This window comes from Roseomonas sp. FDAARGOS_362 (assembly GCF_002754815.1).
Classification (GTDB): Bacteria; Pseudomonadota; Alphaproteobacteria; order Acetobacterales; family Acetobacteraceae; genus Roseomonas; species Roseomonas mucosa.
The window spans coordinates 1,952,581-1,964,875 of sequence record NZ_CP024588.1; the positions used below are offsets into that span (position 1 = coordinate 1,952,581).

The following is a 12,295-nucleotide window of genomic DNA, read 5'->3' on the forward strand; positions in this document are numbered from 1 at the left end:
GAGCGAACGAACCGAGATGTCCATGACGGAAGACCCGCACTGGTACCGCGACGCGGTCATCTACCAGTTGCACATCAAGAGCTTCTTCGATTCCAACAATGACGGGATCGGCGACTTCGCCGGCCTGATCGACAAGCTCGACTACCTCTCCGAACTGGGCGTGGACACGCTCTGGCTGCTGCCCTTCTACCCCTCCCCGCGCCGCGACGACGGCTACGACATCTCGGAGTATCGCGATGTCAGCCCCGACTACGGCACGCTGGACGAAGCCAAGCGCTTCATCGGGGAGGCGCACAAGCGCGGCCTGCGCGTCATCACCGAGCTGGTGATCAACCACACCAGCGACCAGCACCCCTGGTTCCAGGCCGCCCGCAAGGCGCCCCCGGGCGACCCGGCGCGCGACTACTACGTCTGGTCGGACAATGACGAGCTCTATTCCGGCACCCGCATCATCTTCCTCGACACGGAGAAGTCGAACTGGACCTGGGACGAGGAGGCCCAGTCCTATTTCTGGCACCGCTTCTTCAGCCACCAGCCGGACCTGAACTTCGACAACCCCCGCATCATGGTGGAGGTGCTGAACATCATGCGCTTCTGGCTCGATGCCGGGGTGGATGGCCTGCGCCTCGACGCCGTGCCCTACCTGATCGAGCGCGACGGCACCAGCAACGAGAACCTGCCCGAGACGCACGAGGTCCTGAAGACGCTCCGCCGCAAGCTGGACGAGGAATACCCCGACCGGATGCTGCTGGCCGAGGCCAACATGTGGCCCGAGGACACGCAGCAGTATTTCGGGGAGGGCGACGAATGCCACATGGCCTTCCACTTCCCGCTGATGCCGCGCATGTACATGGCGATCGCGCAGGAGGACCGCTTCCCGATCACCGACATCCTGCGCCAGACGCCCGACATCCCCGATGGCTGCCAGTGGGCGATCTTCCTGCGCAACCACGACGAGCTGACGCTGGAGATGGTCACGGACAAGGAACGTGACTACCTCTGGAACACCTATGCCGCCGACAAGCGTGCCCGCATCAACCTCGGCATCCGCCGCCGCCTCGCCCCGCTGCTGGAACACGACCGCCGCCGCATCGAGCTGATGAACGGCCTGCTCATGTCCATGCCCGGCACGCCGGTGATCTACTACGGCGACGAGATCGGCATGGGCGACAACATCTATCTCGGCGACCGCGACGGCGTGCGCACGCCGATGCAGTGGTCTCCCGACCGCAACGGCGGCTTCAGCAAGGCCGACCCGGCCGGCCTCGTCCTGCCCACCATCCAGGACCCGCTCTACGGCTTCCAGGCGGTGAACGTGGAGGCGCAGTCGCGCGACGCGCACTCCCTGCTGAACTGGACGCGGCGGATGCTCGCCACGCGCAAGCGCTCCCGCGCCTTCGGCCGCGGCGGCATGCGCCTGCTCTACCCGGGCAACCGCAAGGTCCTTGCCTATGTCCGGGAATACGGGGACGAGAGCATCCTCTGCGTCTTCAACCTGTCCCGCACCTCCCAGGCGGTGGAGCTCGACCTCTCCGCCTATGTCGGCCGCGTGCCGGTGGAGATGCTGGGCGGCACCGCCTTCCCGGAGATCGGCCAGCTCACCTACCTGCTCACCCTGCAGCCCTTCGGCTTCTACTGGTTCGTGCTGGCGACCGAGCAGGCCCTCCCACCCTGGCACGTGAAGGCGCCCGAGCCCTTGCCCGACCTGCGCACCCTGGTCTTCCCGGCCAACACCACCGGCTTCGGCGAGGCGCAGAAGCGCGAGCTGGAGCGCGAGGTGCTGCCCAGCTACCTGCCCAAGCGCCGCTGGTTCGCCTCCAAGGGCGAGAAGCTCGAAGGTGTCAGCCTGAAGGCCATCGCCCCCTTCCCGCACGCCCGCTACGTCATCTTCGCCGAGATCGAGGCGAAGCTGCCCGACCGCACCGAGCGCTACTGCCTGCCCCTGGCCGCGGTGGAGGACGACGACAGCGCCAGCCCGCTGGCCTATCAGCTCGCCATCTCCCGCGTGCGGCAGACGCGCCGCGTCGGCTACCTGACCGATGCCTTCGCCTCCGACGACTTCGTGCATGCCGCGCTGGTGAACTTCCGCCGCAACAGCACCACGCAGAGCGACGAGGGCGAGATCCGCTTCATCGGCGGCGCCCTGCTGCACGGCATCGAGATCCCCGAGCGGCCGGAGATCCGCCGGCTTTCCGCGGAACAGTCCAACTCCTCGATGATCGTCGGCGACCAGGTGGTGCTGAAGATCCTGCGCAAGCTCTTCTCCGGCATCCATCCGGAGGCCGAGATGACGCGCCATCTCACCGAGGCCGGCTTCCAGAACATCGCCCCGCTGCTGGGCGAGGTGGTCCGCACCGGGCCGGACGGACAGCCGGTGACGCTGATGCTGCTGCAGGGCTTCGTCCGCAACCAGGGCGACGGCTGGGGCTGGACCCTGGACTGGCTGGCCCGCTCGGTGGACGAGGCCGCGCTGGCCCATGACGGGCACGAGGACATCTTCGCCGGCTACCTCAGCTTCGCCACCGCCCTGGGCCGCCGCCTGGGCGAGTTGCACGCCGTGCTCGCCGCACCGTCCGACGACCCGGCCTTCACGCCCGAACCCGCCGTGGAGGCGGACCGCACGGCCTGGGCCGAGGGCGCGCTGGAACAGCTCGAACCGGCGCTCAAGCTGCTGGAAAAGGCCACCGACCTGTCGGAGGCGGACGCGGCCCGCGCGCAGTCCCTGCTCGGCAAGGCCCAGGCCCTGCGCGGCAAGGTCCACGCGCTGGCGCAAGCCGCCGACGGCGCGCTCAAGACCCGCGTGCATGGCGACTTCCACCTGGGCCAGGTCCTGGTCTCCCAGGGCGACGCCGTGATCGTGGACTTCGAGGGCGAGCCCGCGCGCTCGCTGGAGGAACGCCGCGCCAAGGGCTCGCCGCTGCGCGACGTGGCCGGGCTGCTGCGTTCCTTCGACTACGCCGCCGCCGCCGCCGCCCAGAGCCACGACACGGGCAGCAGCTCCGCCGTGCCGCAGGAACGCCGCGAGGCGCTCCTGGCACGCTTCCGCCAGGAGGCCTCCGACGCCTTCCTGGCGGCCTACCGCGTCGTGGAGCACGCGGCGGAACGCCCCTGGGTGCCGGAGGCCTCCGAACAGTCCCTGCTCGATCTCTTCCTGATCGAGAAGGCTGCCTACGAGATCCGCTACGAGGCGGCCAACCGGCCCGCCTGGCTTCCCCTCCCCCTGCGCGGCCTGGCCGCCATCGTCGAGAGGCTGATCCCCGATGCGGAATGATGCCGCCATCCAGGCCCTCGCCGAGGGCCGCCACGGAGATCCCTTCGCCATCCTGGGCGCCCATGACGGCCCCGGGGGTAAAACGGTCCTGACCTTCCAGCCGGGCGCGAAGGCCGTGGAACTCCTCGACGCGGAAAGCGGCGAGGTCCTGGCGCCGATGGAGCGCATCCACCCCGCCGGCGTCTTCGAGGCTCCCGTCCCCGATGCCCGCCCCTACCGCTTCCGCGTCGAATGGCCCGGCGGCGTGCAGGAGACCGAGGACCCCTACAGCTTCGGCCTGCTGCTCGGCGACATGGACCTCTACCTCTTCGCCGAGGGCCGGCACCGGGAGATGGGCCGCGTCTTCGGCGCCCAGGCGATGACCCTCGGCGGCGTTCCCGGCGTGCGCTTCGCCGTCTGGGCCCCGAATGCCGAGCGTGTCTCGGTGGTCGGCGGCTTCAACAGCTGGGACGGCCGCCGCCACCCGATGCGCCTGCGGCGGGAGGCCGGGATCTGGGAGCTCTTCATCCCCCGCCTCACCCCCGGCACCGCCTACAAGTACGAGATCCGCGGCCCCGGCGGCGCCATGCTGCCGCTGAAGGCCGATCCCGTCGCCCTGGCCTCGGAGCTCGCCCCCGCCACCGCCTCCGTGGTGGCGGACCCGACGCCGCACGAATGGCAGGACGCGGAATGGATGGCCGGCCGTGCCGCCCGCCACGCGCCCGACGCGCCGATCGCCATCTACGAGGTCCACCCGACCTCCTGGTGGAAAGCCGAGGACGGCCATGCGCCGGACTGGGAGGGCCTGGCCGACCGGCTGATCCCCTATGTGGCGGAGATGGGCTTCAGCCATGTCGAGCTGCTGCCCGTCATGGAACATCCCTTCGGCGGCTCCTGGGGCTACCAGCCGCTCGGCCTCTTCGCCCCCACGGCACGCTTCGGCACGCCGGACGGCTTCGCCCGCTTCGTGGACCGCTGCCACCAGGCGGGCATCGGCGTCCTGCTCGACTGGGTGCCGGCCCACTTCCCGACCGACGCCCACGGCATGGGCCATTTCGACGGCACCGCCCTCTACGAGCACGCCGACCCGCGCGAGGGGTTCCACCAGGACTGGAACACGCTGATCTACAATTTCGGCCGCAACGAGGTGCGCGGCTTCCTGATCGCCTCCGGCCTCTTCTGGCTGGAGCACTACCACGTGGACGGGCTGCGCGTGGACGCCGTGGCCTCGATGCTCTACCGCGACTACTCCCGCAAGCAGGGCGAATGGGTCCCCAACCAGTATGGCGGCCGCGAGAACCTGGAGGCCGTGGCCTTCCTGCGCGAGCTGAACACGGCGGTCGCCGAACGCTGCCCCGGCGCGGTGGTGATCGCCGAGGAATCCACCGCCTGGCCGGGCGTGACGAAGCCGGTCAGCGAGGGCGGGCTCGGCTTTTCCTACAAGTGGAACATGGGGTGGATGCACGACACGCTCCACTACATGCAGGAGAACCCGGTCAACCGCCGCTGGCACCACGACAGCATGACCTTCGGCCTCGTCTATGCCTTCTCCGAGAAGTTCGTGCTGCCGCTCAGCCATGACGAGGTGGTGCATGGCAAGGGTTCGCTGCTCGGCAAGATGCCCGGCGACGACTGGCAGAAGCGCGCCAACCTGCGCGCCTACCTTTCCTTCATGTGGACCCATCCGGGCAAGAAGCTGATCTTCATGGGCATCGAGCTTGCCCAGCCGACGGAATGGAACCACGACGCCGCCCTGCCCTGGCACCTGCTGGACGATCCCGGGCATCGCGGCATGCAGGACCTCGTCCGCGACCTCAACGCGCTCTACCGCGGCCTGCCCGCCCTGCACCGTCTCGACGCGGAACCCGCGGGCTTCGAATGGGTGATCGGCGACGACAGCGCGCAAAGCGTCTTCGCCTATCTCCGCCGCGGCCAGGATGGCGACCCGCCGGCACTCGTGGTCTGCAACCTCACCCCGGTGCCGCGCGAGGGCTACCGCATCGGCGTCCCGGCCAGTGGGCATGGGGGCGGCTGGTGGCACGAGCTGCTGAACAGCGATGCCGGCAACTACGGCGGCAGCAACCTGGGCAATGCCGGCGGCGTGATGGCCGAGGATCTGCCCAGCCACGGGCAGGCGCAATCGCTCTCGCTCATCCTGCCACCGCTCGCTACGATTGTGCTGTCCCCCGGAGCACTCAACACGCATGGCCCTACCCCCTGATCGCCTCGCCCCCGGGCGGCCTTATCCGCTCGGAGCCTATTGGGACGGTCTCGGGGTCAACTTCGCGGTCTTCTCCGCCCATGCGGAGAGGATCGAGGTCTGCGTCTTCAACGCCACGGGCCGCAAGGAGCTGGCCCGCTACGCCCTGCCGGAATGCACCGACGAGGTCTGGCACGGCTATCTCCCCGGCGCGCAGCCCGGCCTCGTCTACGGGCTGCGCGCCCATGGCCCCTACGAGCCCCGGCGCGGCCACCGCTTCAACCCGCACAAGCTGCTGCTCGACCCCTATGCCCGCAAGCTGGTCGGGCAGGTCACCTGGTCTGACGCGCTCTTCGGCTACCGCGTCGGCAACAGCCGCGAGGACCTTTCCTTCGACCGCCGCGACAGCGCCGTGGCCATGCCCAAGGCCCTGGTGGTGGACGAGAGCTTCACCTGGGGCGACGACCGCCCCCCCGCCACGCCCTGGACGGACACGGTGATCTACGAGGCCCACCTGCGCGGCCTCACCATGCGCCACAGCGCCCTGCATCCACGCCTGCGCGGCACCTTCGCCGGCCTGTCCGACCCGCGCATGATCGAGCACATGCTGCGCCTGGGCATCACGGCAGTGGAGCTGCTGCCCGTGCACGCCTTCCTGCAGGACCGCTTCCTGGTGCAGAAGAGCCTGCGCAACTACTGGGGCTATTCCACCCTGAACTTCTTCGCGCCGGAAGCCGCCTATCTCAGCACCGGCTCGCTGAAGGAGATCAAGGTCGCCATCCGTCAGCTCCATGCCGCCGGGATCGAGGTGATCCTCGACGTCGTGTACAACCACACGGCCGAGGGCAACGAGATGGGCCCGACCCTGTCCTGGCGGGGCCTCGACAACGCCAGCTACTACCGCCTCCTGCCCGGCGACGAGCGCGTCCACATCAACGACACCGGCACCGGCAACACGCTGAACATCGCCCATCCGCGCGTGCTGCAGATGGTGACCGACAGCCTGCGCCACTGGGTGCAGACCTACCGCGTCGACGGCTTCCGCTTCGACCTCGGCACCATCCTGGGGCGGGAGGCGAGCGGCTTCGACCCCGGTGCCGGCTTCTTCGACGTGCTGCGCCAGGACCCGGTCCTGTCCCAGGTCAAGCTGATCTCGGAGCCCTGGGACATCGGCCCCGGCGGCTACCAGCTCGGCAACCACCCGCCGGGCTTCGCCGAATGGAACGACCGCTTCCGCGACGACGTGCGCTGCTTCTGGCGCGGCGATTCCGGCCTGCGCCCCGGCCTCGCCAGCCGCCTCACCGGCTCCAGCGAGATCTTCGACCGCCGCCGCCGCCAGCCCTGGGCCTCGGTGAACTTCGTGGCCGCGCATGACGGCTTCACCCTGCGCGACCTCGTCTCCTACGCCCGCCGCCACAACGAGGCCAATGGCGAGAACAACCAGGACGGCCATGGCGAGAACTTCTCGGCCAACTGGGGCGTGGAGGGCGGGACGCAGCAGCCCTGGGTGCTGGAAACCCGCGCCCGGCTGCAGCGCGCCCTGCTGGGCACCGTCTTCCTGTCCGCCGGCACCCCCATGCTCCTGGCCGGGGACGAGATGGACCGCACCCAGGGCGGCAACAACAACGCCTATTGCCAGGATAACGAGGTCTCCTGGCTGGACTGGGAGCACGCGGCCACCCCCCGCGCCCAGGCGCTCGCCGAATTCGTTTCCCGCCTCGCCTGGCTGCGCCAGTGCTGGACCCCGCTTCGCCCCCGCTACTTCCCCCACAGCCGCACCGAGCCCGCCCCCGGGGTGCAGGACACCGGCTGGTTCGACCAGCACGGCCAGCCGATGCAGCCGGAGGCATGGAACGAGCCCGAGGCCCGGACGTTGACGCTGCGCCGCGCCGACATGGCCGCGGATGGCTGGGTCGAGGTCGTGATGCTGATGTTGAATGCCGACGGCGCGGAACAGAGCTTCCAGTTGCCGGAACCGGTGCTCCCCTGGCGGCTGCTGCTGGACACGGCGCTGCCGGAAGCCGAGGAGCGCTCCCTGCTGCCGGAGGAAACCAGCGTGACGGTGGGGGCGCATTCGCTGCTCCTGCTGGGCGCACGGGTCGAGAAGCCATGAGCGGCGCCCCCTCGCCCTGGGGCGCGGAACTCCTCCCGGACGGGGCGCGGACCCGCTTCCGCCTCTGGGCTCCCTCGGCCACGGAGGTCGCGCTGGAGATCGCGGACCACCCCCCCGCGCCCATGCGGGCGGAACCGGACGGCTGGTTCTCGCTGGAGGCCGCCGCCCCGGCCGGCACGCGCTACCGCTTCCAGGCCCGGCTGGAGGACGGCTCCACCCTCCCGGTGCCCGACCCGGCGGCGCGCTTCCAGCCGGACGACGTGCACGGCTTCAGCCAGGTGGTCGATCCCCGCGCCCATGCTTGGCGGAACACCGGCTGGAAGGGCCGCCCCTGGCACGAGACCATCCTCTACGAGCTCCATGCCGGAACCTGCGGCGGCTATGCCGGCATCCGCGCCATGCTGCCCCGGCTCAAGGCCCTGGGCGTCACGGCCATCGAGCTGATGCCGATCGCCGAGTTCCCCGGCCCGCGCAACTGGGGCTATGACGGCGTCCTGCCCTTCGCCCCCGCTGCCTCCTACGGCACGCCGGAGGAGCTGAAGGCCCTGATCGACGAGGCGCACGGCCAAGGCCTGATGGTGTTCCTCGACGTCGTCTACAACCATTTCGGCCCGGACGGCGCCTATCTGCACGCCTATGCAAAGGACTTCTTCGACGAGGGCGTCCACACCCCCTGGGGTGCTGCCATCGACTTCAAGAAGGCTCCGGTCCGCGACTTCTTCGAATCCAACGCCCTCTACTGGCTGCGCGAATACCGCTTCGACGGCCTCCGCTTCGATGCGGTCCACGCCATCGCGGAGCAGGACTGGCTCGACCACCTCGCCGCCCGCATCCGGAGCGAGATCCAGGCCGAGACCCCCGGCCGCCATGTCCATCTCGTGCTGGAGAACGAGCGCAACGGCGCCAGCCACCTCCGCACGGGCCCCAGGGCGCCCGGATTCGACGCCCAGTGGAACGACGACGGCCACAACGTCCTGCACCCGCTGCTGACCGGCGAACGCGAAGCCTATTACGAGGACTTCGCCGACGATGGCGCGGAAAAGCTCGCCCGCGTCCTGGCGGAAGGCTTCCTCTTCCAGGGCGAGACCATGCCCCATCTGGGCCATGCGCGCGGCGAGCCCAGCGCCCACCTGCCGCCCACCGCCTTTGTGCTCTTCCTGCAGAACCACGACCAGGTCGGCAACCGCGCCTTCGGCGAGCGCCTGCCCGCCCTTTCCCGCCCCTCGGCGCTGAAGGCCGCCACCGCCCTCCTGCTGCTCTCGCCCCAGATTCCGATGCTCTTCATGGGCGAGGAATGGGCCGCCACCGCCCCCTTCCTCTTCTTCACCGCCTTCCCGCAACAGGAGTTGGCGGATGCGGTGCGCGAGGGCCGGCGCAAGGAATTCGCCAAGTTCGCCGCCTTCCAGGACCCGGAGAAGCGCGAGCGCATCCCCGATCCGAACGCCGAAAAGACCTTCACCGATTCCATCCCCGACCTCGCGGAAAGCGAACATGGCTTCCATGCGGAGATGCTGGCCCTGCACAAGGCCCTGATCGCCCTCCGCCACGACGAGATCATCCCCCGCCTGCCCGGTGCCAGGGCCATCGGCGCCGAGGCGGTGGGGCCGAAGGCCGTACTGGCCCGCTGGCGCCTGGGCGACGGCACCCGCCTGACCATCGCCCTCAACCTGGACGAGGCCCCCGTGCCGGTGACCGCGGGCGGCACCCTCGTTCTGCATGAATCCATCCCGGACGCCGCGGAAGCGCTGGCCGCCGGAAGCCTGCCGCCCGACTGTGCGGTGGTGATGCTCGACCTGCCGGAGAACACGGGCCCATGAGCCGGGATGAACTCCACGCCCTCGCGGAGGCCGCCGGAATCGCCTCGCAATGGCGCGACGCCCAGGGCCGCGACCAGACCGTCGCCCCGGACGCCATCGGCGCCGTGCTGGAGGCCCTGGGCCTGCCCACCGGCTCGCCGGAGCAGATGCGGGAAGCCCGCGAGCACCTGGCCGCCCAGGCCGCACTGCCCCCGCTCTGCACCGCCACCGCCGGACAGCCCGTGCTGTTGGGCCTGCCCGGCGAGCCCGAGTACCGGCTCGATCTGGAAGACGGCGGCGTGCTGGAAGGCCGCGCCCGGCAGGAACACGGCCTCTGCCACCTGCCCATCGCCCCGCCGCCCGGCTACCACCGCCTCCGCATCGGCGGCGCGGAAACCACCCTCGCCATCGCTCCGGCCCGCTGCTATCGCCCGGAGGACGCGCTGGCGGAAAGCGATGCGCGCCAGCTTCCCGGCAGACTCCCCTGGGGGCTGACCGTCCAGCTCTACGGCCTGCGCCGCGGCCGCCCGGAAGGCCCGGGCCAGGACGGCATGGGCGGCGGTGGCGTCGGCGACTTCACCGCCCTGGCGGAATTCGTCTCCTCCGCCGCCCGAAAGGGTGCCCAGGCCGTGGCCATCAGCCCGGTCCACGCCCAGTTCTCCGCCGACCCCAACCGCTTCTCCCCCTATTCCCCCTCCTCGCGCCTCTTCCTGAACGTGCTCCACGCCGACCCGGCCGTGCTGGGCGAGGCCCCGCTCCGCGCCGCCTTCGGCCGCACCGGCCTGGCCGGGGAATTCGGCCGGCTGGAAGCCCTGGAGCTCGTGGACTGGCCCGCCGTGGCCCGCGCCCGCCTCGCCGTCTTCCGCGCCCTCTTCGACAGCTTCCCCGGCGACCCGGAATTCGACCGCTTCCGCGCCGAACAGGGCGAGGCCCTGGAAAGCCATGCCCGCTTCGAGGCCCTGCACGCCCATCTCTTCGCCCGCGACCCTGGGCTCTGGAACTGGCGCCAATGGCCCGCCGAATTCCGTGACCCCGCCAGCCCCGCCGTGGCGGAATTCGCCCGCGCCCATGAGCGGGAGGTCGCCTACCACGCCTTCCTGCAATGGATCGCCGACCGCGGCCTCGGCACGGCCCAGCAGGCCGCCCGCGACGCCGGCGCCAGCATCGGCCTCATCGCCGACCTCGCCGTCGGCACCGATGGCGGCGGCAGCCATGGCTGGAGCCGCCAGCGCGAGATGCTACGCCACCTCACCGTCGGCGCGCCCCCCGACATCTTCTCGCCGCTCGGCCAGGGCTGGGGCATCACCGCCTTCTCCCCCCTCGGCCTGAAGCAGGGCGGCTACGGCGCCTTCCTGGAGATGCTGCGCGCCGCCATGCGCCATGCCGGCGGCGTGCGCATCGACCACGCCATGGGCCTCGCCCGCCTCTGGGTCGTGCCGGAAGGCGCCGACCCGCGCGACGGTGCCTACCTGCAATTTCCCGCCGACGACATGTTCCGCCTCGTCGCCCTGGAATCCCGGCGCCACCGCGCCATCGTGGTGGGCGAAGATCTCGGCACTGTCCCGCACGGCTTCCGCGAACGCCTGGACCATATCGGCATGCTCGGCATGCGTGTCCTCTGGTTCGAGCAGCGGGACGGCGGCGGCCCCTACATCCCCCCGCGCGAATGGTCGCGCAACGCGGCCGCCATGACCACGACCCACGATCTGCCCACCGCCGTCGGCTGGTGGCGCGGCCTGGATATCGGCTGGCGCGCTCGCCTCGGCCTGCTGGGAGAGGGCGAGGACGGCTCCGCCCAGCGCGCCGAACGCGCCCGCGACCGCGCCACGCTCTGGCAGGCCATGCGCGACAGCGGCGCCGCCCAGGGCGATCCCCCGCCGCCAGAGGACGGCACCCCGCTCGCCGAGGCCGCCGCCGCCCAGATCGGCCGGTCCGCCTGCACCCTGGCCCTGCTGCCCGTGGAGGATGCCCTCGCCCTGGCGGAACAGCCCAACCTCCCCGGCACCACCGACCAGCACCCCAACTGGCGCCGCCGCCTGCCGGGCGAGGCCGCGACCCTCCTCGACGATCCGGCCTGCGAGCGCCGCCTCGCGGCACTCGCGGAGTCCCGGCCACCCGCCGGCTGAACCATACCCGCCGCGGACCGCCAGCGTCACATTGAGTGGGCCGTGGCCCCGGTTGGGATGCAGCACTCGCACTGCCAGACAGGCCCGCTCCGTCAGCTCCAGCGCGAGGCTGGTGCTGACAGCGATCCGGACAGGCAGGAGCCCTTTTCGAAAATGGTGAACCTGCTCACCTTCTCTGTCAGGCCCGGGAGGGCCGCAGGGCCCGCGTCCTGGCTGCCATCTCCCCCATCGCATGGTGTGGGGAGAAGTGCCGCGGAAGGCGAGCATCACGACCTCCCCTCCCGTCTCCGATCCGTCCCCCACTCGCCTATGAAACGCGGGGCGTCCCGCAAGGAAGCTCAGAGGAGATCGGAGGCAGGACAGCGGTGCACCGACTTCGCCACCATCCGAACCTTGGCTACCCGTGGGCTCCGGTCAGGGTAACAGTGGCCTATGAGAAGCGGGGGCCGAGCGGCATCCGAGAGGATGATCTGTGGCCGAGCCCCAAGACGGCGATGATCGAGAGCTATGCACCGTGGTGGGAATGGGCTGGATGCATGCCGGCCGCATCGCGCAATATCTTCGCGGATCCGACGCTGCTGGTGGCAGTCGATAACCTGGGTCTGCCACAGGTTGGCTGGCGCCGGGGCATGGATCCCGCGTTATGGGTCAACGGACGGTCCTGCGCCATCTCCGGCAGAGTCTATGGCAATACACCTTGATTGAAGGCTGGGTGAGATGTGCGCGAGAGGCGGCCGGATGGTGGAGCCGCGCTCAAAATTACCGTAATAACGATAAATTGTTTGCGGCATCAGCGCTTTTAATGAACCA

At 70.3% G+C, this 12,295-nt stretch carries 6 protein-coding genes; all 6 read left to right on the plus strand.

Annotation, left to right across the window (positions count from 1 at the left end; translation table 11 throughout):
- Positions 1 to 16 precede the first annotated feature (16 nt).
- The 6 genes from treS to CTJ15_RS23965 all read left to right on the plus strand — a co-directional run bounded on the left by treS (position 17) and on the right by CTJ15_RS23965 (position 12,186).
- Positions 17 to 3,271 carry a maltose alpha-D-glucosyltransferase gene (gene treS / locus CTJ15_RS13895; protein ID WP_058389890.1) on the plus strand — a complete coding sequence of 1,085 codons (3,255 nt, stop codon included), beginning with the start codon at positions 17 to 19 and terminating at the stop codon, positions 3,269 to 3,271.
- Positions 3,261 to 5,471 carry a 1,4-alpha-glucan branching protein GlgB gene (glgB, locus tag CTJ15_RS13900; protein WP_058389891.1) on the plus strand — a complete coding sequence of 737 codons (2,211 nt, stop codon included), beginning with the start codon at positions 3,261 to 3,263 and terminating at the stop codon, positions 5,469 to 5,471. Before treS ends, glgB begins: the two co-directional genes overlap by 11 nt.
- The gene (gene glgX / locus CTJ15_RS13905; protein WP_099781635.1) at positions 5,455 to 7,563 is read left to right on the plus strand and encodes a glycogen debranching protein GlgX; all 2,109 of its coding nucleotides are present in this window, start codon (positions 5,455 to 5,457) and stop codon (positions 7,561 to 7,563) included. The genes glgB and glgX overlap by 17 nt, the downstream gene beginning before the upstream one ends.
- A complete protein-coding gene (gene treZ, locus CTJ15_RS13910) occupies positions 7,560 to 9,380 on the plus strand; it encodes a malto-oligosyltrehalose trehalohydrolase (protein ID WP_075822102.1) in 1,821 nt (606 codons plus the stop codon). The genes glgX and treZ overlap by 4 nt, the downstream gene beginning before the upstream one ends.
- On the plus strand, positions 9,377 to 11,485 hold the full coding sequence (gene malQ, locus CTJ15_RS13915) for a 4-alpha-glucanotransferase (protein WP_075822101.1): 2,109 nt from the start codon (positions 9,377 to 9,379) through the stop codon (positions 11,483 to 11,485). The genes treZ and malQ overlap by 4 nt, the downstream gene beginning before the upstream one ends.
- A gap of 494 nt (positions 11,486 to 11,979) precedes the next feature.
- Positions 11,980 to 12,186, plus strand: coding sequence for a hypothetical protein (locus tag CTJ15_RS23965; protein WP_151904048.1), 207 nt, complete (start codon positions 11,980 to 11,982; stop codon positions 12,184 to 12,186).
- The last annotated feature ends 109 nt before the right edge of the window (positions 12,187 to 12,295 follow it).

Excerpts from the sequence above, each read along its gene's own strand:
- treS (WP_058389890.1), top strand. The coding sequence starts at position 17 with ATGTCCATGACGGAAGACCCGCACTGGTACCGCGACGCGGTCATCTAC.
- CTJ15_RS23965 (WP_151904048.1), top strand. The coding sequence starts at position 11,980 with ATGATCGAGAGCTATGCACCGTGGTGGGAATGGGCTGGATGCATGCCG.
- treZ (WP_075822102.1), top strand. The coding sequence starts at position 7,560 with ATGAGCGGCGCCCCCTCGCCCTGGGGCGCGGAACTCCTCCCGGACGGG.
- glgB (WP_058389891.1), top strand. The coding sequence starts at position 3,261 with ATGCGGAATGATGCCGCCATCCAGGCCCTCGCCGAGGGCCGCCACGGA.
- glgX (WP_099781635.1), top strand. The coding sequence starts at position 5,455 with ATGGCCCTACCCCCTGATCGCCTCGCCCCCGGGCGGCCTTATCCGCTC.
- malQ (WP_075822101.1), top strand. The coding sequence starts at position 9,377 with ATGAGCCGGGATGAACTCCACGCCCTCGCGGAGGCCGCCGGAATCGCC.